Source organism: Herbiconiux sp. SALV-R1, assembly GCF_013113715.1.
In the GTDB taxonomy this organism is placed as follows: domain Bacteria; phylum Actinomycetota; class Actinomycetes; order Actinomycetales; family Microbacteriaceae; genus Herbiconiux.
The window spans coordinates 620735-644772 of the sequence record NZ_CP053344.1; the positions used below are offsets into that span (position 1 = coordinate 620735).

Annotated in this window: 24 protein-coding genes; 12 read left to right on the top strand and 12 right to left on the bottom strand. The window is 71.2% G+C overall.

What is annotated here, in order from left to right; all coding sequences use genetic code 11:
- Positions 1–50: 50 nt before the first annotated feature.
- From HL652_RS03110 to HL652_RS03130, 5 genes are read right to left on the bottom strand one after another with little or no spacing between them, the layout of a single operon-like run.
- On the bottom strand, positions 51–1226 hold the full coding sequence (locus HL652_RS03110) for a thiolase family protein (protein ID WP_171703946.1): 1176 nt from the start codon (positions 1224–1226) through the stop codon (positions 51–53).
- Positions 1223–2017, bottom strand: coding sequence for a 3-oxoacid CoA-transferase subunit B (locus HL652_RS03115; RefSeq protein ID WP_171703947.1), 795 nt, complete (start codon positions 2015–2017; stop codon positions 1223–1225). Before HL652_RS03115 ends, HL652_RS03110 begins: the two co-directional genes overlap by 4 nt.
- The gene (locus HL652_RS03120) at positions 2014–2727 is read right to left on the bottom strand and encodes a 3-oxoacid CoA-transferase subunit A (protein WP_171707149.1); all 714 of its coding nucleotides are present in this window, start codon (positions 2725–2727) and stop codon (positions 2014–2016) included. Before HL652_RS03120 ends, HL652_RS03115 begins: the two co-directional genes overlap by 4 nt.
- Positions 2728–2780: 53 nt before the next feature.
- The gene (locus HL652_RS03125; RefSeq protein ID WP_171703948.1) at positions 2781–3353 is read right to left on the bottom strand and encodes a TetR-like C-terminal domain-containing protein; all 573 of its coding nucleotides are present in this window, start codon (positions 3351–3353) and stop codon (positions 2781–2783) included.
- A complete protein-coding gene (locus HL652_RS03130) occupies positions 3346–4203 on the bottom strand; it encodes an alpha/beta fold hydrolase (RefSeq protein WP_171703949.1) in 858 nt (285 codons plus the stop codon). Before HL652_RS03130 ends, HL652_RS03125 begins: the two co-directional genes overlap by 8 nt.
- A 93-nt stretch (positions 4204–4296) precedes the next feature.
- Here HL652_RS03130 and HL652_RS03135 point away from each other — a divergent pair, with 93 nt between their 5' ends.
- Complete coding sequence (locus tag HL652_RS03135; protein ID WP_171703950.1) at positions 4297–5901, top strand: Na+/H+ antiporter; 1605 nt, start codon at positions 4297–4299, stop codon at positions 5899–5901.
- Positions 5902–5990: 89 nt separating this feature from the next.
- Here the strand turns inward: HL652_RS03135 and HL652_RS03140 are convergent, their stop codons facing one another.
- Complete coding sequence (locus HL652_RS03140; protein WP_171703951.1) at positions 5991–6752, bottom strand: HAD-IIB family hydrolase; 762 nt, start codon at positions 6750–6752, stop codon at positions 5991–5993.
- A gap of 227 nt (positions 6753–6979) precedes the next feature.
- Entirely contained in the window at positions 6980–8602 is a 1623-nt protein-coding gene (locus HL652_RS03145) for a carboxylesterase/lipase family protein (protein ID WP_171703952.1), read from the bottom strand.
- A gap of 79 nt (positions 8603–8681) precedes the next feature.
- On the opposite strand from HL652_RS03145, the gene HL652_RS03150 reads away from it, so the two are divergent.
- The 3 genes from HL652_RS03150 (at position 8682) to HL652_RS03160 (ending at position 11630) form a co-directional block, all read left to right on the top strand.
- Positions 8682–10403 (top strand): DUF7059 domain-containing protein, encoded by a 1722-nt coding sequence (locus HL652_RS03150; RefSeq protein WP_171703953.1) that lies wholly within the window; start codon positions 8682–8684, stop codon positions 10401–10403.
- A 165-nt stretch (positions 10404–10568) separates the two neighbouring features.
- A complete protein-coding gene (locus HL652_RS03155; protein ID WP_171707150.1) occupies positions 10569–11300 on the top strand; it encodes a hypothetical protein in 732 nt (243 codons plus the stop codon).
- A gap of 120 nt (positions 11301–11420) precedes the next feature.
- Positions 11421–11630 (top strand): hypothetical protein, encoded by a 210-nt coding sequence (locus HL652_RS03160; RefSeq protein ID WP_171703954.1) that lies wholly within the window; start codon positions 11421–11423, stop codon positions 11628–11630.
- A gap of 69 nt (positions 11631–11699) precedes the next feature.
- Here HL652_RS03160 and HL652_RS03165 read toward each other — a convergent pair whose 3' ends face one another.
- Complete coding sequence (locus HL652_RS03165) at positions 11700–11852, bottom strand: hypothetical protein (RefSeq protein WP_171703955.1); 153 nt, start codon at positions 11850–11852, stop codon at positions 11700–11702.
- A gap of 37 nt (positions 11853–11889) precedes the next feature.
- Between HL652_RS03165 and HL652_RS03170 the strand changes: the two genes are divergently transcribed.
- Entirely contained in the window at positions 11890–13674 is a 1785-nt protein-coding gene (locus HL652_RS03170) for an AMP-binding protein (RefSeq protein WP_253743613.1), read from the top strand.
- 87 nt (positions 13675–13761) lie between these two features.
- On the opposite strand, the gene HL652_RS03175 is transcribed toward HL652_RS03170, so the two are convergent.
- Entirely contained in the window at positions 13762–14538 is a 777-nt protein-coding gene (locus tag HL652_RS03175) for a ferritin-like domain-containing protein (RefSeq protein ID WP_171703956.1), read from the bottom strand.
- A 105-nt stretch (positions 14539–14643) separates the two neighbouring features.
- Between HL652_RS03175 and HL652_RS03180 the strand changes: the two genes are divergently transcribed.
- Both HL652_RS03180 and HL652_RS03185 read left to right on the top strand, forming a co-directional pair.
- On the top strand, positions 14644–15126 hold the full coding sequence (locus tag HL652_RS03180; protein WP_171703957.1) for a DUF2975 domain-containing protein: 483 nt from the start codon (positions 14644–14646) through the stop codon (positions 15124–15126).
- The gene (locus HL652_RS03185) at positions 15123–15356 is read left to right on the top strand and encodes a helix-turn-helix domain-containing protein (protein WP_171707152.1); all 234 of its coding nucleotides are present in this window, start codon (positions 15123–15125) and stop codon (positions 15354–15356) included. The genes HL652_RS03180 and HL652_RS03185 overlap by 4 nt, the downstream gene beginning before the upstream one ends.
- Here the strand turns inward: HL652_RS03185 and HL652_RS03190 are convergent.
- Positions 15340–16572, bottom strand: a complete 1233-nt coding sequence (locus HL652_RS03190) for a low temperature requirement protein A (protein ID WP_171703958.1) — start codon at positions 16570–16572, stop codon at positions 15340–15342. The two genes, HL652_RS03185 and HL652_RS03190, sit on opposite strands and share 17 nt — an antisense overlap.
- A 7-nt stretch (positions 16573–16579) precedes the next feature.
- On the bottom strand, positions 16580–16987 hold the full coding sequence (locus HL652_RS03195) for a DUF3592 domain-containing protein (RefSeq protein WP_171703959.1): 408 nt from the start codon (positions 16985–16987) through the stop codon (positions 16580–16582).
- Positions 16988–17051: 64 nt separating this feature from the next.
- Here HL652_RS03195 and HL652_RS03200 point away from each other — a divergent pair, with 64 nt between their 5' ends.
- From HL652_RS03200 to HL652_RS03215, 4 genes are all read left to right on the top strand, one after another.
- On the top strand, positions 17052–18752 hold the full coding sequence (locus tag HL652_RS03200) for a cation:proton antiporter (RefSeq protein ID WP_171703960.1): 1701 nt from the start codon (positions 17052–17054) through the stop codon (positions 18750–18752).
- A gap of 74 nt (positions 18753–18826) precedes the next feature.
- Positions 18827–19390 (top strand): gamma carbonic anhydrase family protein, encoded by a 564-nt coding sequence (locus HL652_RS03205; RefSeq protein WP_171703961.1) that lies wholly within the window; start codon positions 18827–18829, stop codon positions 19388–19390.
- A gap of 93 nt (positions 19391–19483) precedes the next feature.
- Positions 19484–20653 (top strand): acyl-CoA dehydrogenase family protein, encoded by a 1170-nt coding sequence (locus tag HL652_RS03210; protein WP_171703962.1) that lies wholly within the window; start codon positions 19484–19486, stop codon positions 20651–20653.
- Positions 20653–22005, top strand: a complete 1353-nt coding sequence (locus tag HL652_RS03215) for a glycoside hydrolase family 3 N-terminal domain-containing protein (RefSeq protein ID WP_253743806.1) — start codon at positions 20653–20655, stop codon at positions 22003–22005. The genes HL652_RS03210 and HL652_RS03215 overlap by 1 nt, the downstream gene beginning before the upstream one ends.
- Positions 22006–22384: 379 nt before the next feature.
- Here HL652_RS03215 and HL652_RS03220 read toward each other — a convergent pair whose 3' ends face one another.
- A complete protein-coding gene (locus tag HL652_RS03220; RefSeq protein ID WP_171703963.1) occupies positions 22385–23584 on the bottom strand; it encodes a DUF4349 domain-containing protein in 1200 nt (399 codons plus the stop codon).
- A 202-nt stretch (positions 23585–23786) separates the two neighbouring features.
- Between HL652_RS03220 and HL652_RS03225 the strand changes: the two genes are divergently transcribed.
- Positions 23787–23981 (top strand): hypothetical protein, encoded by a 195-nt coding sequence (locus HL652_RS03225; protein ID WP_171703964.1) that lies wholly within the window; start codon positions 23787–23789, stop codon positions 23979–23981.
- Positions 23982–24038 lie beyond the last annotated feature (57 nt).

The window sequence follows — 24038 nt, forward strand, 5'->3', positions numbered from 1 at the left end:
CGGCCCGCCGCCCCCGGCCGGCCGCCGCCCTGCGCCTCCGCCCGCGCCGCTCAGCGCTCGAGCACCACCGCGAGCCCCTGGCCCACGCCGATGCAGATCGCGGCCACCGCGACACCGCCGCCGCGCCGCGCCAGCTCGTGGGCGGCGTGCCCCACGACGCGGGCGCCCGAGGCGCCGAGCGGATGCCCGATCGCGATCGCCCCGCCGTGCACGTTCACGATCGACGGGTCGAGCTCGGGCCACAGCTTCAGGCACGCGAGACTCTGCGCCGCGAACGCCTCGTTGAGCTCCACGACGTCGACGTCGGCCCAGGTCTTCCCGGCCGCCGCGAGCGCCCGGTTCACCGCCTCGACCGGCCCGATGCCGAACACGTCGGGATCGACAGCCGCCACACCACGCCCCACGATGCGGGCCAGCGGTTCGGCCTCGATGCGAGCATCCTCTGCCCCCACGATCACCATCGACGCGCCGTCGTTCAGCGGCGAGGCGTTGCCCGCGGTGATGGTGCCGTCGGGCCGGAAGGCGGGCTTCAGCCCGGCGAGCGACTCCACGGTCGAGTCGCCGCGGATGCCCTCGTCACGCGCCAGCGCCACCCCAGGCACGGGCACGACCTCGTGCTCGAACACGCCGGCGTCCCACGCGGCCTGCGCCTTCACGTGGCTGGCGGCGGCGAACGCGTCCTGCTCCTCACGCGTGATCCCGTAGCGTTCGGCGAGGCGCTCGTTCGACTCGCCGAGCGAGATCGTCCACTCCTTCGGCATCGCCGGGTTCACCAGCCGCCACCCGAGCGTCGTCGAGTGCAGCGTCTCGTTGCCCGCCGGGTAGGCGCGCTCGGGCTTCGACAGCACCCACGGCGCCCGGCTCATCGACTCGACGCCGCCCGCCAGCACCAGGCGGGAGTCGCCCGACTCGACGGCGCGGCTCGCATCCATCACGGCCTGCAGGCTCGACCCGCACAGCCGGTTCACGGTGACCCCGGGAACGGATGTCGGCAGCCCCGCGAGCAGCACGGCCATGCGCGCGACGTCGCGGTTGTCCTCCCCGGCCTGGTTCGCAGCTCCCGCCACCACGTCGTCGATGTCGGCGGGGTCGACGTCGGGGTGTCGCTCGAGCACCGCGCCGACGGTCGTGGCGAGCAGGTCGTCGGGTCGCACTCCGGCGAGTGCCTTGCCGAACCTGCCGAACGGCGTGCGCACGGCGTCGTACACGAAGCTCGCGGTGGTCATGAGGCGTCTCCTTCTGCGTGAGTGGTCTGCGCTGAATCGGTGGTCTTCGCCGCGTCGCCGCCCGCAGCATCCGTCGCGTCGACGAGGTCGAGCCCGGTGAGGCCGCGCAATTCGTCGAGGGTCGTCGATCCGAACAGCTCGGTCACCGCGAAGCCCTCGGGCGTGACGTCGAAGACCGCGCGGTCGGTGTACACGCGGCTCACGCAGTGCACGCCCGTGACGGGGTAGCTGCAGGCGGCGACGAGCTTCGAGGTGCCGTCGCGGGTGAGCAGGTCGGTCATGACGAACACCTGTTTGGCGCCGATCGCGAGATCCATCGCGCCGCCCACCGCCGGAATGGCGTCGGGCCCGCCGGTGTGCCAGTTGGCGAGGTCGCCGTGCTCCGAGACCTGGAAGGCGCCGAGCACGCAGATGTCGAGGTGCCCGCCGCGCATCATGCCGAAGGAGTCGGCGTGGTGGAAGTAGGCCGCCCCCACCAGCTCGGTGACGGGCTGCTTGCCCGCGTTGATGAGATCGGGGTCGACCGCGTCGGCCGCCGGCGCCGGGCCCATGCCGAGCAGCCCGTTCTCGGTGTGCAGGATGATCTCGAGCCCCTCGGGCAGGTAGTCGGCGATGAGCGTGGGCGCCCCGATGCCGAGGTTCACGTACGCCCCGTCAGGGATGTCGGCGGCCACCCGCGCGGCGAGCTGCCGCCGGCCGAGGCCGGGCCGCGCATCTGTGCCGCTGCTGCCGCCGCTGGCCGTGCCGCCCTTCGCGGTCGCCGCGCCCCGCGCATCCGTCGCCGCGCTCATGCCGACACCGCCTCGGGCGAGAACACGCCGTCGCGCAACCAGGCCCGTTCGCCCACCTCGACCACCCGGTCGACGAAGATCCCGGGCGTCACCACCTGCTCCGGGTCGAGTGCCCCCAGCTCCACCACCTCGTCGACCTGCACCACCGAGGTGCGGGCAGCAGCCGCCATGATCGGCCCGAAGTTGCGCGAGGTCTTGCGGTACACCACGTTGCCCCAGCGGTCGGCCTTCAGCCCGCCGATGAGCGCGTAGTCGGCACGCAGCGGGTACTCGAGCAGGTAGTCGCGGCCGTCGATGGTGCGCGTCTCCTTGCCCTCCGCGACGAGGGTGCCGAAGCCGGTGGGGGTGTAGAACGCGCCGATGCCGGCGCCGGCGGCACGGATGCGCTCAGCCAGATTGCCCTGCGGCACCAGTTCGAGCTCGATCTCACCGGCTCGGTACAGGCCGTCGAACACCCACGAGTCGGCCTGCCGCGGGAACGAGCACACGACCTTGCGCACCCGGCCCGCGGCGAGCAGCGCGGCCAAGCCCGTGTCGCCGTTGCCGGCGTTGTTGCTCACGACCGTGAGATCGGTCGCCCCCTGCTCGCGCAGCGCGTCGATGAGCGCGACCGGATGCCCGGCGAGCCCGAACCCGCTGATCATCACGGTCGACCCGTCTTCGATGCCCGCCACCGCCTCTGCGAGCCCGTCCACCACCTTGGAGATCACCACATCACCACCTCGTGTTCGCTAGCCGCACGTACGTGCGTCTTGCGAACAGTCTACGCGGCGCGGCCCCAGTCCGCCAGGGCTCCGGCGACACTCGCGACCGCGCGATCGAAGCTGCGCTCGGTCGCCGCGGGCAGCTCGAACGCCCCGCTCGTCTCGAGATCGACGAAGCCGTGCAGTGCCGACCGCACGAAGCGGGCGGCGTCGATCAGGTCGTCGCCGCCGATGTCGAACCCCGCGATCACGCGGTACACGATCCCGGCAAGCCGCGCCGACACCTCCTCGTCGTCCGCGTCTCCCGAGCGGGGCGCGCGCACGGTGAGCGCGTACTGGGCGGGGTGCGACTCCGCCCAGCGGCGGTACGCGGTCGCGAACGCTCGCAGCGCGTCCGCTCCCGAGGTGCCGACCGCCGCATCCGTCAGCACGTCGGCGAACTCGCCCTTGGCGCGCAGCATGACGCGGCGGCGGAGCCCCTCGACCCCGTCGACGTGCTTGTACAACGACGGCGGCTTCACGCCGAGCGACTCGGCGAGGGTGGCGAGGCTGAGCGACTCGTCGGGCCGCTCGTCGATCATGCGGGCCGCTGCGTCGACGACGGCCGCGGTGGTGAGGCCGGCCCTAGGCACGCGAGCGCCCCTCCGCGAGGAACGCGGTGATCGCGGAGGCGGTCTGCTCCGGCTGCTGGGCGTGCGGGTAGTGCCCCGCGTCGTCGATCAGCACCGAGGTGCCCTGCAGCGCGGCGCGCACCCATTCCGCCTCGGCGGCGGGGTTCGGGAAGTCGGGGTCGGAGGCGCCCATCACCACGAGGGTGGGGGTGTGCACCGAGCCGAGCAGCGCCTCGGCCTCGGCGTGGCTGGTGCGCGTGGTCAGGCTGAAGGAGCGCGTGTAGCCCGGGCGCTTCATCGCCGCGGACACCTGGCGGCGGTACTCGGCGAAGTCGTCGGGCTTGCGGCCGCTGTAGAGGGTGGGAAGGTAGCCGTTCCACATCTGTCGCGCCCAGAGCGGGGCCATCATCACGCGGAAGAGCGCTCGCTGCAGAGCGGATGCGGTGACCGGGTTGCGCACGAACGGCCCCACCAGCACGAGCCCGCTCACCAGCTCGGGGTGGCGGGCGGCGGTGATGACGGCAGCGCCCGCGCTCATCGAGTTGCCGACGACGACCGCGGGCGTGTCGAGGTGGCGCAGCAGGGCCACGAGGTCGTCGGCGGTCTCGGCGTCGCCGTACGACGAGAAGCCCGCATCGCTTTCGCCGTGCCCGCGCAGGTCGGCGGTCACGACGCGATAGCCGGCGTCGACGAGCAGGGGCGTGAGGTGACGGTAGGTCGAGCGCAGCTCGCCCATGCCCGGGAGCATCACAAGGGTGGGGCGGCCGGGCTCGTCGCTCGGCGCGTCGCCCTGAACGTCGTAGGCGATGCGACCTTCTCTCGTCGCGAGGAAGTGGGTCGCGGGTCGGACGGGGGTGGCGGAAGAGGTCATGTAGCTACTGTAGCTAGCCGTAAAGCTAAGTGCAATAGCTTTGGTGACGCGAGCAGTGCTGCACGGCGCCCCGCCGACCCCCATAATCGAGGAATGGACGGAGAGACCCTCGGCACCATCATCTGGATCGTCGCGTTCGTCGTCACCACCGTCGCCGTCACCGGCCTCGCCGGACGGGCCGGCATCTCGGCCCCGATCGTGCTCGTCGTCGTGGGGGCCGTGGTCTCGTTCATCCCGGGGGTGCCGACGATCGAGGTCGAGCCCGACCTCATCCTGTACGGCCTGCTGCCGCCGCTGCTGTTCGCCGCCGCCATCCGCACCTCCTTCGCCGACGTGCGGGCGAGACGTGACGGCATCCTGCTCCTGTCGGTTGGGCTCGTGGCGTTCACCGTCATCGCCGTCGGGCTGACCGCCTGGCTCGTCATCCCCGCCATCTCGCTCGCCGCCGCCTTCGCCTTCGGGGCGGTCGTCGCACCGACGGATGCGGTGGCCGTCACCGCGATCGCCGGCAAGCTGCGCCTGCCACGCCGGCTCGTCACCGTGCTCGAGGGAGAGAGCCTGCTGAACGACGCCACCGCGCTCGTGGCGCTCAACGCCGCCATCGCCGCGATCGTCGTGGCCGCGCATCCGACAGCCGAACCCCTCACCCCGTGGGGCATCGTGCTTGAGTTCGTGATCGCGGTCGTGGTCGGCGTGGGGTTCGGGTTGCTCGTCGGGTTCGTGCTCGGGTTCATCCGCAAGCAGTTGAAGTCGCCCGTGCTCGACACCAGCCTGTCGCTCGTGACGCCGTACCTGGCGTTCATCCCCGCGCAACTGCTGCACGGGTCGGGGGTGCTGGCGGTGGTGGTGGCCGGGCTGTTCCTCGGGTTCAGGGCTCCCGTCATCCAGACCGCGCAGGCGCGCATCGCGGAGTCGCTCAACTGGCGCACCATCCAGTTCCTGCTCGAGAACGCGGTGTTCCTGTTCATCGGGCTGAGCCTGTTCGGCATCTTCCAGGGGGCCGTGGCCGACAGCCCCGGGGTGTGGCCGACCGTGCTCATCTCGGCCGCGCTCCTGCTCGCGGTGTTCCTGTCCCGCCTCCTCTGGATGCTCTTCACCACCTCCGTCTACCGCTTCGGGCCGCGCTGGCTGCGCGAGCGGGGGTGGAGCTGGCGCAACGGGCTCGCGGTGTCGGTGGCGGGCATCCGGGGAGTGGTCACGCTCGCGGCGGTGTTCCTGCTGCCGGAGGAGACGCCTGGGCGGTCGTTCCTGCAGTTCCTCGCGTTCGTCGTGGTGGTGGGGACGCTGCTCGGCGGGGCGTTCCTCCCGTTCGTCATCCGGCGGCTGAAACTGCCCCCGCCCGACTTCAGTCAGGAGCAGAGCGAGGTGCACATGCTCATGGCCGAGGCGCAGACCGTTGGGCTCGCCCGACTCGAGGAGGAGGTGACGGATGCTGTCGACCAGCGTGTCGTCGACCGCCTGCGCATCAACGCGAACTTCTTGAACGACGCGCTGCAGAACCCGGGGGAGGAGGGGTCGGAGCCGCCCGCGAAGGCGTACGCGCGACTGCGACGGGTGATGATCGCGGCCGAGCGGGATGCGGTGCTCGCGGCCCGCGCGGAGGGCCGGTACCAGGAGCGCGCGGTGAAGGCGGTGCTGGCGAAGATCGACGTCGAAGAGACGGAGATCGACCTCGGCAAGCCGAGCAAGGGGGAGTAGGGCGGGCGCGGGCGCGCCGCGCCGCTACCGCGCGGGCGCGGCTACCGTGCGGGCGCCGCGCGCCGGTACCGCGCGGGCGCGGCTGCGGGTCAAGCGCGGGCGGCGAGGAACCCTTCGACGAAGGCGGCGGTGTCTTCCCAGCCCTCGACGGCGTGGGTGGCGATGCCGGTGACGATGACGGGGTAGTCGTTGCCGCCCTCGTCGAGGCGGTCTCCCACGAACAGCATCTCGGCCGCCGGGATGCCGGTGAGTTCCGCGAGCCGGTTGATGCCGTACGCCTTGTCGATGCCCTTGCGGGTGATGTCCACCGACGTCGACCCACCCGACCGCACCTCGAGCTCAGGCAGCAGCTCGGCGACCGCGGCGCGCAGCGCTTCCTTCTTCGCGCCCGTCGGGTCCCACGCGGCCTTCGCCGGGATCGGAGCCTGCTGCCCGAGCGCCGAGTACGTGATCTGCGACCCGCGGTCTTCGAGGATCGGCCCCCACGTCTGCTCCTCCCACAGCCCCAGCTTCTTGGCGGAGTCGACCAGCGCGGTCTGCGCATCCGTCTTCTGCTCGTCGGTGAGGTTCTCGGCGTACACCTGGTTCCAGTCGCCGTTGTCGTACCGGTAGTACTGGGTGCCGCAGGTGGGCATGAGGTGCAGGCGCTCGAGGTTGCCCGAGGCGCTCTCGGGGAGGTTCGCGACCAGCTGCGACTGGAACTGCCCGAACTGCCCGCCCGAGATCACGCACACCGGCACCGCATCGAGCAGATTCACCAGCAGCTCCGCCATGCGCGGATCGAGGGGCGCTTTCGAGGGCGCGAGGGTGTCGTCGAGATCGAAAGCGACAAGGCGCACGGTCGTCGTCACAGCGGTGTTCTCCTCAAGTCAGGGGCCCTCAGCGGGGCGGGCGGCGATGCGTGGTGGAAGCCGACAGGGCACCCCGCACGAACACGCCGGAGGCCCCCACGATTGTCGCAGATGAAAACGGATGCGCGGTTCAGCCCCGCGACAGCCGCTGCCCCCAGCGCGCCGGCCCCCGCCCAGAGCGCGGCGGCCGCGCATCCGTCATCTACTGTACGAGGCGACGCGCACCGTCACTCGAACGAGATGACCTGGTCGCCCCAGGCGGTGCGAATCGCCGCATCGGGGTCGTCGACGACTGTCTCGCCGTGATCGAAGACGAGCGTGCTGCGGGTGGCCTCGTCGTAGAGCGGCCACGGCTCGCCGCCCGGCCCCACGGCGTCGCGACCGCTCGCGAAGGCGAGCCAGCGGTGCTGGATGACGGCGCTCAGGCGGTGGGCCGCCTCTCGCCCGCCGAGCCGGAAGCTGAAGTCTTTCTTGGTGATCTCGAAATTGCCGAAGACGTAGGCGATCTCGGCGCCGTGCGTGGCGCCGATGCCGAGCAGTCGCAGGGCCGGCGTCGAGTGGTCGAAGCGGTACATGCGGGTGGGCGCGACGCGGCTGTGCGCGGCGGCGAGCCAGATCGACGGCATGCGGAACCCGGCGTCGCGCGACACCTCGGCGGGCGTGCGGTGGTGCGGAAAGTGCGGGTAGGCCCCCTCGATGCGCGGCTCGAGCGCCGCCACGTCGAGCTCGGGCCGCTCGAGGGCGATCTGCTCGAACATGGCGTGCACCGAGGTCTGCGTGATGGGCATGAGCGGCGACTTCATGAGCCGGAACAGCGACGCCTCGTCGCGGTTCGTGCCGATGATGAGGGGGAGCGGCAGCTGCGAGCCGGCGTTGTAGGCCTCGATCGGATGCACGGGAACGACGTCGCCGTCGACCACCGGCCCGATCGCGAGGGTGCCCGGCGCATCGGCCGACACCGCGGCGACGAGCTCGAACGCCGCCTGGCTCAGCACCCCGGCGGGGAGCGTGAGGAGCTCGGCGGGGGTGACGGGACGCGGCCCGTCCTGCTCCTCGCGCTCTTCGACAGCGCCGCGGGCATCAGGATGCGCGCCCGCGAACTCAAGGAACCGTGCGGCAACGCGCGCCGCGCGCTCCTGGCCGTAGACGCTCGTGGTGGGGGAGCTCTCGGCGATGGCCCGGTGGAACAGCCCTGCCGCGCTCGGTGACGTGAGGAGGGTGGTGACGCATCCGCCGCCCGCCGACTCCCCGAACAGCGTCACGTCGTCGGGGTCACCGCCGAACGCGGCGATGTTCTGCTGCACCCAGGCGAGGCCGGCGAGGATGTCGCGGAGCCCGAGGTTGGTCTCGAAGCGAAGCTCCTCGGTGGAGAAGGAGGAGAAGTCGAGGAAGCCGAGCGCGCCCAGCCGATAGTTGAGGGCGACGAAGACGATGTCGCCGTTCGCGACCAAGTGCGTGCCGTCGAAGAGCGGTTGGGCGTTCGAGCCGGCGACGTAGGCGCCGCCGTGAATCCAGACCATGACGGGATTGAGTGCCCGCTCGGCGGGCGGGGCGGGCTCTGCGTCGGCGGGTGCCGTGACGTTGAGGTACAGGCAGTCTTCCGACTGGCTGACGCCCTCGGGCAGGGCGACCGCGCGGTTCTCGTGCTGAGGCGCGGCGTTGCCGAAGTGGAGGGCGTCGCGCACGCCGTCCCACGGTTCGGGCGGCTGCGGCGCGCGGAAGCGCAGCGGGCCCGTCGGCGGGGCGCCGTAGGGGATTCCGCGCCAGCTCCGCACCCCGTTCAGAACCTGGCCGCGCACCGCGCCCGACGCGGTCGAGGCGACGAGCGGATCGGCATTCGTGAGAACCATGAGGTCACTGTAGCGACGACCGGTGACACTCGACCCTCCTTTTTCGCAGCGCCTGCCGGTGTCGGCGGGACGCTGTTGAATGGACCACGTGCAGCACCTCATCGACCTCCTCCGCGACGACCTCACCGCCGGGCGCTACCGCGTCGACCTCGTCGACGCTCTGTGGGGCGAGGCTGCGGCGGCGGCCCTGTTCCGCGGGCAGACCGAACCTGCGGTGCGGGCGCTCGACGCGGGGCGCGCATCCGGAACCCCGCCGACTCCGGTCGAGACCTTCGCACGGCTGTTCCTGCTCGGGCAGGCGCGGCCGGTCGACGAGGTGGCGGCGGCGTTCCCGCGGCTGGGCGTGGCGGGGGCCGAAGAGCTCGGGCTCCTCGCCGCGGCCGACGACCACGAACGGATGCGCGCCGCACTCGACCTGCGACCGTACAGTTTCGTCGACACGCTGGGGGCGGGGAGCTGGTGGATCGTGTCCGATCTGGGGGAGGCCGTGCTCGGGCGGGCGCTCGACGAAGACCACGTGCTCGGCATCGGCGGGGCGTCGACGACGCTGAGCGGGCTCATGATCCCGACGCCGGTCGAGTCGGTGCTCGACCTCGGTACGGGGTGCGGCATCCAGGCCATGCACGCCTCGCGGCATGCCCGGCGGGTGGTCGCGACCGACATCTCCGAGCGTGCGCTCGACATCGCGCGGCTCAACGCGCGGCTGAACGGCATCGAGCGCATCGAGTTCCGGCACGGGAGCCTGTTCGAACCCGTGGTGGGCGAGCGCTTCGACCGCATCGTCTCGAACCCGCCCTTCGTCATCACCCCGCGCGTCGACGGCGTGCCGCTGTACGAGTATCGCGACGGCGGGCTCGTCGGAGACGCGCTCGTCGAGACGGTGGTGCGGGAGAGCGTCGACCACCTCACACCCGGGGGCATCGCCCAGCTGCTCGGCAACTGGGAGTACCGGGGCGACGGGTCGGGCGGCGGCGGGGGCGACGCCGGTGACGGGCTCGAGCGTGTGCGCTCCTGGGTGGAGCCGGGCGGCGTCGCCGCCCTCGACGCCTGGGTCATCGAGCGCGAGCGGCAGGATGCGCCCACCTACGCCGAGACCTGGATCCGCGACGGCGGCACCCGCCCCGGCACCCCCGAGTTCGCCGCCCTCTACAGCGCCTGGCTCGACGACTTCGCGTCGCGGGGAGTGCGCGAGGTCGGGTTCGGGTACATCCTCCTCCGTCGCCCCGCGGCCCCGGCGGTGCCGGTGGTGCCCTCGGGAGGCGCCCCGGTCGAAGGTCCAGATGCTGAGGCCGCGTTCTCGGCCTCGGCGCGTGCGGGTGTCGCCGGAGCGTTCGGTGGAGCGGGCGCCACGGATGCTGCTGCCGCCGGGCAATCGGCGGCGCCGACGCTGGCGCGCTACGAGCGGGTGGCCGAGGCGGTCGGGTCGAACCCGGCGGGGCTCGGCGCTCACCTCGAGGCGTGCCTCGCCGGTCACGACTGGCAGGCGCACCGAGACGACGACGCGCTGCTCGCCTCGACCCTCGTCTACGCCTCCGACGTCACGGAGGAGCGCCACTACTGGCCCGGTCACGACGACCCCGTCGTCATGACGCTCCGCCAGGGCGGCGGGTTCGCCCGCACCGTGCCCCTCGACACGGCGCTCGCCGCCTTCGTGGGCGCCTGCGACGGCGACCTCGGCGTGCGCGCCCTCTGCGCCGCCCTGGCCCAGGTGCTCGAGGTCGACGAGTCGCTCCTCACCGCCGACCTCCTCCCCGCCGTGCGCGAACTCGTCTCCGACGCTCTCCTCCTCCCCGCCCCCTGATCGCCGCCCGCCGCACGGTGACGGCCCGAGGGTGCGCCGGTGTGCCGCGCGCACGGGCGGTGCACAGGGGGAGTTGGGCGGGCGTCCAGCCGATCCACACACTCGGGCCGGAGGATGGAACCCAGTGTCGGCGCGTTCGGCGCCGCTGAGATCGGAGCGATCACCATGGGATTCCTCGACCGCCTCCTTGGCCGAGAAGAACCGCAGCAGTACCCCGCCCAGAACCCCCAGTACGGGCAGAACCCCCAGTACGGACAGAACACGCCCCAGCCCGCGAGCCCCGCGCAGCCCGCCCGCACCGACGACGAGATCGCCGTCGAGCGGTACCGGTACCTGCTTCGCACCGCCCCGCCCGAGACCATCGAGCAGGTGCACGAGGAGGCGTTCACGAAGCTCACGCCCGAGCAGCGCCGCATCCTGTTCCAGCAGTTGAGCGAGAACGCTCCGGCGGGCGAGCAGCCCCGCGGCGACGACCCGCGGTCGCTGGCCCAGTCGGCGACCCGCTCCGAGCTGCGGCAGCCCGGCACCCTCGAGCGCTCCTTCAACGGAGGCAACGGCGGCGCGGGCAACCGCGGCGGCATGGGCTTCGGCGGCATGGTCGCCTCGTCGCTCCTCGGAACCGTCGCCGGGTACGTCATCGGCTCCGCGCTCGTGAGCGCCTTCCTCCCCGACCCGGGTGTAGACCAGGCTGCCGACACGGGTGACACCGGCGCCGACACCAACTCTGACGCAGGCGCCGACGGCGGCACCGACGCCGGTGCCGACACGGGTGCGGATGCGGGCGGCGGCGACGTCTCCGCCGACGCCGGCGGCGACTGGGGCGGCGGCTTCGGCGACTTCGGTGGCGGCGGGGGAGACTTCGGCGGCGGCGACTTCGGTGGCGGCTTCGACTTCTGAGTCGCCCCACCGCCCGACCGACACCACCGGATGCCGGGGTCACCTTTTCGAGGCGGCCCCGGCATCCGTCGTTCAGGGTGGTACCCGCATCCGCCGGCCTGAGTCGGTAGAGTCGGCGCTATGACCGACCTGCGCATCGTCGAGCACGAGAACGACGACATCGTGACCTACTTCGTCACCACCGACCTGAACCCCGAGGAGTTCCCCGGCGCCCCGTCGCTCGGCCCGTTCGACTCCCGCGAAGAGGCCGAGCAGGCGCTGAAGGACTGGGACCAGGAGCTCGTCGACGACAACACCCCCGACGAAGGCTCGCCCGCCCTCAACCCCTGAGCCCGCACTCAACCCCTGAGCCCCGCCCTCACCCCCTGAGCGGGAGCAGCCAGGGCAGCGAGCCGCAGCTCACATCGAGTTCTGCAGGATCACGACGATCGAGATCGCCCCGATGCTGAGCGCCACGAGCCCCACGATCACGATCCAGGTGAGCGCCCGGGCACGCCCGAGCCGGCCCATGAAGCCACTGGGGCGGTCGTACTCGTCGTCGTCGTTGCTCATGGCTCGACCATAGCGGGTAGCGTGAGACCGCATCCATGTGTTCGACGGAGAAGAAGGCGACAGCGACAAGGCGATGAACGACTACGCGAACCGGCCCTGGCTCACCAGTTATTCTCCGAAACTCGCGCCGACGATCGACGAGGTGCCGTTCTCCTCGCTCGGTGAACTCGTCGATGCGACCTGCTCGCAATTCGCCGGCAAGCCCGCCTACTCGAACCTCGGCGCGGTGCTCAGCTTCGCCGACGTGAAGCGCCTCTCCGACCAGTTCGCCGCCTACCTCGTCGGCGACCTCGGGCTCGCCAAAGGCGACCGCATCGTGCTGCAGATGCCGAACCTGCTGCAGTACCCCATCGCCGTCTACGGAGCCCTGAAGGCCGGGCTCGTCGTCGTGAACGCGAACCCCCTCTACACCGCTCACGAGATGAAGAAGGTCTTCGTCGACTCGGGCGCCGTCGCCATCGTCGTGCTCGAGAACTTCGCCGACAAGCTGGCGTCTGTGGTGGCCGAGACGAGCATCCGGCACGTCATCCTCACCGAGGTGGGCGATCTGCTGCCCGGGGTCAAGCGCGTGGTGACCAACTTCGTGGTGAAGCGGGTGCGGCACCTGGTGCCGGCGCACGACCTCCCGAGCGGCTCCACGGTCTCGGTCACCCGGTGGCGGGATGTGCTGGCGAGCGGTGCGAGGCTCGGTGGCGTCCGCCGGGCGGCGGCGTCGAACACCTCAGGCGGACCCGGGGTGAAGCTGCCTTCTGTCGGCCTCGAAGACACGGCGTTGCTGCAGTACACCGGAGGCACGACCGGCGGTACGAAGGCCGCGATCATCACCCACCACAACCTGCTCGCGAACCAGGCGCAGATGCTCGCGCCCATGAAGCTGCGCCTGCACGAGGGCGAGGAGACGGTGATCGCGGCCCTGCCGCTGTACCACATCTTCAGTCTCACGGTGAATGCGCTGGCGTTCTTCGCCTACGGCTCGCACAACGTGCTCATCACGAACCCGCGCGACACGGATGACCTCGTGAAGACGCTCGCGAAGACGAAGCCGTCGGTGCTCATCCTGGTGAGCACTCTCGCCGGCGCGCTGATGGAGAACACCGGCTTCCGCTCGCTCGACCACTCGGGCGTCAAGCTCGCGGTCGCGGGCGGCATGGCCGTGCGCATGGCGACCGCCCAGCAGTGGCGCGAGGTCACCGGCGGCGACATGCTCGAGGGCTACGGGCTCACCGAGGCCTCGCCCGTGGTGTCGGTGAACCCCACCTGGGAGACCCCGCGCGTCGGCACCATCGGGCTGCCGCTGCCGTCGACCGACATCGAGATCCGCGACGAGGAGGGCGCGGTCGTGCCCCTCGGCGAACCCGGCGAGCTGTGCGTGCGGGGGCCGCAGGTGATGTCGGGCTACTGGAACCAGCCCGAGCCGAGCGCCGCCGTGCTCCGCGACGGCTGGCTGCTCACCGGCGACGTCGCCACCATGGCCCCCGACGGCTTCCTCACCATCGTCGACCGCAAGAAGGACATGGTCGTCGTCTCGGGCTTCAACGTCTACCCGAGCGAGGTCGAGGAGGTGGCGATGCTGCATCCGCAGGTCAAGGATGCGGGCGTCATCGGCGTCGACGACGACCGCTCCGGCGAGACGATCGTGCTCTTCGTCGTGCCGAGCGACCCGTCGCTCACCGAAGACGAACTCCGCACCTACCTCAAAGGCGAGCTCGCCGGCTACAAGCGCCCCACGCGCATCCTCTTCCGCGACGAACTGCCCAAGTCGAACGTGGGCAAGGTGCTCCGCCGCGAGCTGCGCGACCTCCTCGACGACGACAAGAAGTAGCGCGCCGCCCAACGTTTTTGCGGACAAAGTCCGTTCGAAATGACATTCGGACGGACTTTGTCCGCAAGAAACGCGCGCCGCCACCCCTCAGGGCGCGAGCGCCGACCGCAGCGCACGGCGGAAGTGCCGCAGGCCCTTCCCCCAGAAGCGCACCGGGCCGATGCCGCCGATGCGCAGGGCGGGCCCGTGGTCGAGGGCGATGACGGTGGCGGCGCCGACGGCGACGATCCAGGATGCTGCGGCGGCGAGCATCCGAGTTCCCGTCGTGGCCCCGGCGAAGAACAGCTGCAGCTGCGCCACCTGGAACCTGATGTGCTCCACCTCGTCGGTGAGCACCCGCCGCGCCACACCCCTGATGACGGGGTCGTCGGAGCGCTCGAGCGCGAAGAAGTACTCCAGCGCCACCGTCTCGGCGATGAGGAAGAGCATGATCTCGGTGCGCAGCCCGAGCAGCCGGCGCAGTCGCACGAAAGCGGCGTCAGACCAGTGCGCGCCGAGCGGATGCACGCCGAAGCGTTCGAGCGCCCGCCCGAACAGCGCCGAGTGCTTCTGCTCCTCGGCGACGAAGAGGCTGAGCGTCGCGTCGTAGACGGGGTCGTCGAGCAGCCGCGCCTTCGCGCGCAGGCTCGTTCCCTCACCGCGCTCGCCGAGCTCGAAGCGCTGCAGCGAGCGCGCGATGGCCGCGGCGTCGAAGGCCGAGAGCGGGGTGGTGCTCTGCCAGGGGATGGTGGCGTCGAGGCGGGCGTGACGCTCGAGGTTCTTCTCGAAGTAGTCGGCCCACTCGGTGAAGGGGCTGCTCAGCCGATGGGGGACGTCGGCTTCGAGGTCGATGTCGGGCGTCGCCGGTGCTGTCTGCTGGATCATCCTGTGCTCCTTGCGGTAAGGTGGAGATCGTTAACATATCGAAAAACGATATGAAGTGCACGACTTTCGATAAATTCTTCTCGAAGATCGGTCGACGGGAGACTCATGCCAGCCATCGTCATCGGCGCGCTGCGCGCTCTGCTCGTGCTGTTGTTCGCCGGCGCGATCACGGCTCAGGTGACGAGCGGGTCGCTCGCCGGGGCGATGCTCGGCGACGCCACGCCCGCGGCCACGGTCGTGACCGTGCTCACCATCGGCGGCCTCGTCTGCATCGAGGTCGTGCTCGTGTGCGCGTGGGCCCTGGTGTCGCTCGCGCGCGACGCGCGCATCTTCGAGGTGGCGCGGCGCTCCGACCGCTGGGTCGACACCGCCATCGGCGCGCTCGCCGTCGGCGCGGCGATCTCGGCGTCGGGTCTGGTCTACCTGCTCGTCACGGGCGGGGCGACGGATGCGCAGGGCGCCACGGTCGCGGTGCTCGCGGCCGCCATCGCGGGGGCCGCCGCAGCGCTCGCCCTGCTGGTCGTGGTGATGCGGCACCTGCTGCACACGGCGACCCAGCTGCACGACGAGCTCTCCGAGGTGGTCTGATGATCGTGATCGACCTCGACGTGGAGCTGGCGAAGAAGAAGATGTCGGTGAGCGACCTCGCGGCGGCGGTGGGCATCACGGTGGCGAACATCTCGATCTTGAAGAACGGTCGCGCCAAGGCCGTGCGCTTCTCGACGCTCGACGCCATCTGCTCGGTGCTCGGCTGCCAGCCGGGCGACATCCTGCGCTACGTCGACGAGCCGGAAGGCCCGGCTAGCCCGCCGCGGTGAGCTCTTCGCCGCGCGGCCGCCGCAGCAGGATCGTCACCGCGATCACCGCCGCCACCACGAGCGTGATGAGCAGCACGACGAGCGGCAGCGCGATCGCCTCCGTGAGCAGCGGCAGCAGCAGGATGAGCGCCGCCGCCCCGAGCGACAGCCAGGCCGGGATGACGGTGCGCCCGATGAGCGGCCGATAGAGCACCTGCATCGCGACGAGATACACCGCCACCGGAACCGCGATCGCCCACCCGATGACCTGGATCGGCGCCTCGATCTCGTGGCCGAACGCCTCCACGCTCTCCTCGATGCCCGCGCCCACGGCCGCCAGGGCGGCGAACACCACGTAGTGCCCGTAGCCCCAGAAGTACGACCAGGAGCGGTTCTGCTCGAGGCCCTCGTGGGCGGGTTCGAGAAAGTAGATCCACCACAGCCCGAACAGCAGCGCGAGGCCCGACGCGGCGATGAGCACGAACGGGCCCGAGCCCGCACCGGCGCTCACGATGCCCTGAACGCCGACGCTCGACGCGAGCACCGATTCGCCCAGCAGGATGATGACGAACAGCGAGTAGCGCTCGGCGACGTGGTGCGGGTGCCAGCGCGTCTGCCGCGGGCGTTCGGCCCAGAGCGGCACCGCCATCTCGCACACCGCGAGGGCGGCGAAGATCGCGATCTGCCAGCCGTCGGGGAGGCCGCCGGTGGTGAAGAGCCTGATGATCCAGAGGGCCTGCACCACCGAGATGCCGAGCGCGTAGCGCAGGGCGGTGGCCCGCCCCTCGGGGTCTTGCGCCGCGGCCCGCAACCACTGCACCACCAGCGCGATGCGCATGATGAAGTAGCCGATGGTGATGAGCAGGTAGTCGCCGTGCTCGAAGGCGCTCGGCACGCCGGCGGCCAGCACGAGCACGCCGCCCATCTGCAGCATCGTCAGCAGGCGGTAGGGCACGTCGTCGGTGTCGTAGGCCGAGGCGAACCAGGTGAAGTTCAGCCACGCCCACCAGATGGCGAAGAACACCATGAGGAAGTTGGGGATGGCCGTCGCGACGTGGTCTTCGGCGACGGCGTGCGCGAGCTGGGTGACGATCGACGAGACGGCCACCACGAAGGTGAGGTCGAACAGCAGCTCGAGCGGGGTGGAGACGCGCTCCTTCTCGTCGACGTCGCGCCCGCGCATCCGGACCAGGGGAACGACACCGGAGAGGGCGTGCGGGCGGTTCGGCTTCGACATGGGCACCTCAACCCGCCACGAAGAGCAGCGCGAACTGCACCACGATCGCCACGACCCCGAGCCCGAGCAGGATCCACCCCGTCGTGCGCAGCGCCCGCCCCTCGTGCGACGGGTCTTCGACGCGCCCCACCGACGGGTCGCGCGGGTTCACGAAGACCGTGACGTCGTCGCCCGGCTCGAGCACCTGGGTCTCGTCGTCGTGGGCGGGCGCCTCGTAGAGCACCCCGTCGTCGCCCAGCCAGCGGTAGACCCGCTCGCCGCGGCCGTCGATCACCACGACGCCGAGGGTCTGCTGCCAGCCGGTGAAGACCGCGCGGCGGATGTAGCCCGCGACGACCAGCACGATGCCCGCCACGACGCCGATCCAGCTGAGCACTTCGGTGATCAACGAGAGCGCGTCGATCGGGTCGTCCATGAGATCAGACTAGGGCGTCGGGCGGCGTCGTCGCGGCGTCGGAGGCCTCGACTAGGGTGGCACCGTGAACGGAGTCCAGCTGCTTCTCGTGATCGTGGGGGCGATCGCCGTCACCGGCATCGCCCAACGACGCGGCCTCCAGCCTGCCCTCGTCATCACGCTCGTCGGTTTCGCCGCGTCGTTCATCCCGGGCTTCACCCGACTCGAGCTCGACTCCGAGATCATCCTCGGCCTCGTGCTTCCCCCGCTGCTCTACTCGGCGGCGCTCAACTTCTCCTTCGTCTCCTTCGCCCGCAACTTCCGGCCCATCGTCGGGCTCGGCGTCGGTCTCGTGGTGGTCACCGCGTTCGTGGTGGGCGGCTTCGCCTCGTGGATCGTGCCGTCGCTCACCCTCGCGACGGCCCTCATCCTCGGCGCCATCGTGGCCCCGCCCGACGCCGTCACGGCGGTGGCGATCGGCCGCAAGCTCGGTCTGCCGAAGCGCGTGATGTCGATCCTCACCGGCGAGAGCCTCGTCAACGACGCCGCGGCCCTCACCATGTTCAGCATCACGCTGGCCGCGGTGGTCGGCACCCACACGCTGTTCGAGAACCCGGTGCTGCTGTTCGGGTACAGCGCGCTGGTGGGTGTGCTCGTCGGGTTGGTGCTCGCGTTCGTGGCCACGGCCATCCGTCGACTGCTCAAAGACTCCAGTCTCGAGACGGTGCTCGGGCTCGTGGTGCCGTTCGCCGCCTACCTGCTCGCCGAGCAGTTCGAGGCCTCCGGGGTGCTCGCGGTGGTGGCGGCCGGGTTCGCCATCGGCTCGTCGTCGAGCCGGGCCGGCTACCAGACCAGGCTGCAGGAGCGGCAGGTGTGGAGCTCGCTCGACGTGCTGCTCGAGGCCTTCGTGTTCGCCTACATGGGGCTGCAGCTGCGCTTCGTCATCCAAGACCTGCAGGAGGCCGGGCAGTCGGTGTGGGCGGTGTTCGGGGCCGGTGCGCTCATCCTGCTGGTGGTGCTGTTCATCAGGCCGGTGTGGGTGTTCCTGTCGTTCGGGCGCAACTTCCTGGGCGACAAACTGCTGCGGCGCCGGTTCGCCTCAGACGAACGGATGCGCGAACGGCTGCAGCGGGAGAACGAGGCTCGCGTGGCGCGCGGCCGGCGCCCGCGCGGGTTCCCGGTGTTCCTCGGCTGGAAGGAGAGCCTCGTCGTCTCGTGGACGGGCATGCGCGGCGTGGTCACGCTCGCCGCCGCCGCGGGTGTGCCGGTGCTGCTGGCGTCGGGGGAGTCGTTCCCGGGGCGGGCCGAGATCCAGGCCATCGCGTTCATCGTCGCCGTCGGCACGTTGCTCGTTCAGGGGCTCTCGCTGCCGTTCCTCATCCGCGCGCTGAAGCTGAGCGACCCGAAGCAGGAGCAGTTCGACAAGGAGCAGGCGGCGCACGCGCTCGAGGTCGCCCGGGCGGCCTCGTCGAAGGTGCTTGCCGAGTTCGTGGCCTCGCCGCCGCCCGGGGTCGACCCGGCGCTCATCGAGCGGGTCACGGCCATGGCCGAGCGGCAGTCGGCCGATGCGGAGCGCGACGCCGTCGACGCGAGCGAGGTGGAGCGCCGGAGCGCTTACGGCGAGACCTTCGGCAACCTCTATCGTCGGGTGCTGAAGGCGCAGCGGGATGCGGTCGCCGACGAGCGCGACGCGAACCGGCTCGACGACGACGCGGCGCGGGAGTTCTTGGAGCAGCTCGACTACCAGGAGGCGGCGATCGTGTCGCGGCTCGGGTTCAGGCTGTGAGCCGTCAGGCAGCGACAGGGACAGCGACGGCGAATGACGACGCGACATCACGACATCACGACGAAGGAGTCCTCATGATCATCAGCTATAACGGGGTCGCCCCCGAGATCGCCCCCGACGCCTGGGTGGCGCCGACCGCCACGCTCATCGGGCGGGTCACCCTCTCGGCGCGGTCGAGCGTGTACTACGGGGCGGTGCTGCGCGGCGACAACGACCCCATCGTGCTCGGCGAGGGGTCGAACCTGCAGGACAACGTCGTGGTGCACACCGATCTCGGCAGCGCCGTGACGGTCGGCGCGGGCGTGAGCGTGGGTCACGGTGCGGTGCTGCACGGGTGCACGGTCGAAGACGGAAGCCTGGTCGGCATGAACGCGACGGTGCTGAACGGCGCGGTCATCGGTGCGGGGTCGCTGGTCGCCGCGGGCGCGGTGGTGCTAGAGGGGACGGTGGTGCCGCCGGGGTCGCTGGTGGCGGGGGTGCCGGCGAAGGTGCGGCGCGAGCTCTCGGAGGAGGAGCGGGCGGGCATCCTGAGGAACGCGGGGCGGTATCTCGAGCTGACGCCGGGGCACGCCGCGGCTACGGGGGCGGGCTCGGCGGCCGGGGGGCAAAACGACGGAGAATGGGGCCTTTTCGGCTGAACGACGGAACGAGCATCCGTCTTCCGCCCGATTCTCCGTCGTTCGGCTGACCACACCCATGGCGCTGTCAGTGGGCGCGGGTACGCTGACAGCATGGTGGACCCGACCCCTGCCGACTCGCTGATCGACGACGAGCTGCTCGCTCGCATCCGGTCGCGGGCCGCGACGTACGATCGCGAGAATCGATTCGCCGACGACGACCTGCGCGAGCTCACCGAGGTCGGCTACCTGCGCATGTTCGCGCCCGTCGAGTTCGGCGGCCTCGGCTTCAGTCTGGCCCGCGTCGCCCGCGAGCAGACGCGCCTGGCCACGGCAGCGCCCGCGACGGCGCTCGCCATCAACATGCACCTCGTCTGGACGGGCGTGGCCACGGTGCTGCGCGACCGCGGCGACACCTCCCTCGAGTGGGTGCTCCAGGATGCTGTGGCCGGCGAGATCTTCGCGTTCGGTAACAGCGAGGCGGGCAACGATCTCGTGCTGTTCGGCTCGACGACCGCGGCCGTGCCGGGGGCCGATGGCTCCTACGCCTACACCGGCCGCAAGATCTTCACCTCCCTGTCTCCGGTGTGGACGAGACTCGGCGTCTTCGGCCGCGACGACTCCGACCCCGAGGCGCCGCTCCTCGTGCACGCCTTCCTCACCCGGGGTACGCCCGGCATCGAGACGCTCTCCGACTGGGATACCCTGGCCATGCGCGCCAGTCAGAGCAACACGACGATCCTCGACGGTGCCGTCGCGCCGGCTGATCGGGTGTTCCGCAAGCTCCCGGTGGGGCCGAGCGCCGATCCGCTCATCTTCGGTATCTTCTCGACCTTCGAGATTCTCCTCGCCGCCGTGTACACCGGCATCGGTCAGCGGGCCATCGAGCTGGCCGTCGAGGCGGCCCATCGGCGCACCTCGATGAAGGCGGGTGGGCGGCCCTACGCGCACGACCCCGACATTCGGTGGAAGGTGGCGGAGGCGGGCATCCTGCACGACGGCATCCCGCCGCAGATCGAGGCGCTCGCGCGCGATGTCGACGAGCAGGTCGCGCACGGGGCTGCCTGGTTCCCGAAGCTCGTCGGCCTCAAGGTGCGCGCCACCGAGACCGCGCGCGAGGTCGTCGACCTTGCGCTGCGGGTGTCGGGCGGTTCGGCGATCGCCTCGTCGAGCGAGCTCGGCCGCCTCTACCGCGACGTGGTCGCGGGCATCTTCCACCCCTCCGACGGCGAGTCGGCCCACTCCACCGTCGCGAACGCCCTGCTCGGGCCCGTGCCGGAGTGATGCGCCGGTCGACGATGCGCGCCGCCGCCTCTCCCGCCGCCACCGCGGGCGCAGGGTCGCGGGGGCAGCGGCGGGCGGGCGAGCGCCGGTCGTCGCGCGTGGTTACGGCGGCGCTTGTGGTCGGAGCGATCGTCGCGGCGGGCGCGGTCGGGGTGGCACCTGGGTCGTCGGCGGTGGCGGCGACCACCCCTCCCGCAGGCTCGCCCTCCTCGACGAGCGGCCCATCCGCCACCCCCACCCGGCCCGGCTGGCCGTCACCCACGCCGTCGGCCTCGACCGCGCCGTCGGAGCCCGGCCGTCTGCGTGCCGCGTTCCCTGCCTTGTCGGCGGAGGAGCGCATCCGGGCGTATGCAGAGGTGCGGCTGAACTCGATGACCCTCGAACAGAAGATCGCGTCGATGTTCATGGTGCACGTCGCCGGCAGCGACCCTGCCGCGCTGCAGGGCTACCTCGAGGCGAACAAGCCCGGCGGGCTGCTGCTGCTGGGCGACAACGTGCCGGGCAGTGCGGCGGACGCTGCGGCGCTCACCGGGGCACTCCACGAGTCCGACGGGCTCGCCACCCTCATCGCCATCGATCAGGAGGGCGGCATCGTGGCGCGCCTGCGCGACGACGGCTACGCGGCGGCCGACACCCTCAAGTCGGAACCGGTCCAGGCGACCACCGACGCCTTCACCCAGCGCGCCGCGTTGCTCGACGCCACCGGCATGACGGTGAACTTCGGGATCGTCGCCGACGTCACCTCCGACCCGTCGTCGTTCATCTTCGAGCGCTCGCTCGGCGCCGACCCGAGCTCGGCGAGTGCGCGGGTCGCGGCGGCGGTGTCGGCCGAGCGGGGGAGCGTGGTCTCGACCCTGAAGCACTTCCCGGGGCATGGTGCGGCGGGCGGCGACTCGCACACCTCCATCCCGACGACCGACCTCGGCTACGAGCAGTGGCTCGCCGAAGACGCGCCGCCGTTCCAGGCGGGTGTGGACGCCGGCGCCGAGATGGTGATGTTCGGCCACCTTGTGTACTCCTCGGTCGACGGTGCCCCCGCATCCCTCTCGCCGGAGTGGCACCGCGTGCTGCGCGACGAGCTCGGCTTCGACGGCGTGGCCGTCACCGACGACCTCCTCATGCTCGAGAACTCGGGCGTCGCTGCCTACGCCGACCGCACCACCAACGCCATCGCCGCAGTCGCCGCAGGCAACGACCTCCTCCTCTACAACAGCACCGTCGACGTCCCGGCCCTCTCGGCGGCGATCGCCTCCGCGGTGCGAGCCGGCACCATCCCCGAGTCGCGCATCGACGAGGCGGCCCTCCGCCTCCTCGACCTCCGCCGCACTCTCTGGGTCGCTGGCGACCGCTGAGGCGCCGCCGGGCACCACTCCCACCGAACCCGATGGAGAACCCGCTGCCAACGACACCCCACTCCATCGAGTTCCGGGTGGGGCCGTCTTCTCCATCGACTTCAGTGGGTGGCGGCGGCCGGCTGGGGCGCGAAACCGGATGGAGACCCCGCCTGGAGTCGGCAGCGCACTCCATCGAGTTGCGGGTAGGGCCGTCTTCCCCATCGAGTTCGGTGGGTGGCGGCGGCCGGCTGGGGCGCGGAACCGGATGGAGGTCCCAGCGGGAGTCGGAAGCTCACTCCATCGAATTGCGGGTGGGGCCGGATTCTCCATCGACTTCGGTGGGCGGGGAGGCGGCAGGAGCGGCGGGCCTGTTCAGCCGCGGGCGGGCGTCGGCCGGTTACGACTGGGGGTAGGGCGGGGTGTCGCGGTGCTCGGAGGTGTCGGACTCCGGGGCGTCGACGGGGGGAGGCGCGGTGTCGGGGTGCGCGGCGCGGTCGTGCTCGCCCAGCACCTGGGTGTCATGCGAGTCGGGCGTGGTGGCGGGGTGAGTCGCCGTCGCCGCACCGGGGTTCGTCGCGGGGGACCCGTAACTCTGCGGTGCCACGGCCACGGGAGCAGCGGTCTGCGCCGTCGTCGACGCCGGCTGGTACGGCGTCGCGTACGTGGGCAGGACGCCACCCGCACCCGCCGCGCCACCCCGCGCGGCGCGCCGCCGCGCGCCGCGGCGCGACAGCGCCACGATCAGCGCGATGATCCCCGCGATCACCGCGAGTGGCAGCAGCCACGGGATGAGCACCCCGATCGCCACCACGAGCCCCGACATCGCCGCGACGAGCGACGCCCACCCCGCGGCGAGGCCGCTCCAGAAGTCGCCGGGGGCGTTCGACGGCAGGGCACCCTTCTGGGTGAGGTCGACGGTGAGGGTCGAATAGGCGATCTGATCCGACAGGTACTGCTTCTGCGACTTGAGGCTGTCGAGCTGCGCCTGCCGGTCAGAGATGGCGGTCTCGAGCTCGACGAGGTCGGCGGTGGTCGCCGCCTGGTCGACCAGATCGAGCAGCCGGTCGACGGATGCCTGCAGCGCCTTGATCTGCGCATCCAGGTCGCGCACCTGCAGCGTCACGTCGTTCGAGCTGAGCGACACCGAGTCGACGGTGCCGAGCTCTCCGAGGCCCTCGACCGCGGCGTCGACCGAGTCGGCGGGCACCCTGATGACGAGTTGGGCGCTCGAGCGCGAGTTCTCCGACCCGGCCTGCTGCGACCTGGAGTCGATGCGCCCGTCGAGCGACTCGACGAGATCGACCGTGGCGTCGACGGCTGCTGTGGGGTCGTCGACGGTCACGGTGATCCAGCCGGTGGTGATGACGCTCTGATCCGCGGCAGCCGCCGAGTCCGCCGACGAGCCCGACGAGCCCGCCGACGAGTCGAGCGACGACGAGCCGCCCTCCGCCGACTGCACCCCGCCATCCCGCGCACCGGGCGCGGGCTCCACCATCACCGGCCCGTCGGCGGTCTGCGACGCCCCGCCGCCCTGGGCGCATCCCGTCAGCACGAGCACGGCGACGACGGCGGTGGATGCGAGGATCGTTCGTCTCATGGCACTCACGGTAGGGGCGCTTGTCTGGGCGCGGGCTGGGATTGCCGCGATGGTTATCCGCTCGTTATCGGGGCACGGTCGAGGAGCTTGCCAAGGGGCTTGCGTCGCGCCCTGAAGTCTGCGTTTTTCGTTCGACAGACGAGCGGATGCGCGCCGACGGTCGTAGGTTGAGCACCATCAGCTACTGACGAAGGAGGCCCCCATGGGATTCATCGATGACGCGAAGGATGCTGCCGAGGCGACGGGCAAGAAGATCGGCCGGGCCTTCGACGACGCCAAGGAGCGCTTGAGCGACAAGGCCGACGAGGCGAAGGCCGAGCACGAGGTCAAGAAGGCCGAGGCCGAGCGCGACGCCACGAAGGCGAAGAACGACTACAAGGAGTCGCTGCGCGACTGATCCCGGTCGCAGTCGACGAGAAGGGCCCCGGGTGCACCGGGGCCCTTCGTTCTGTGT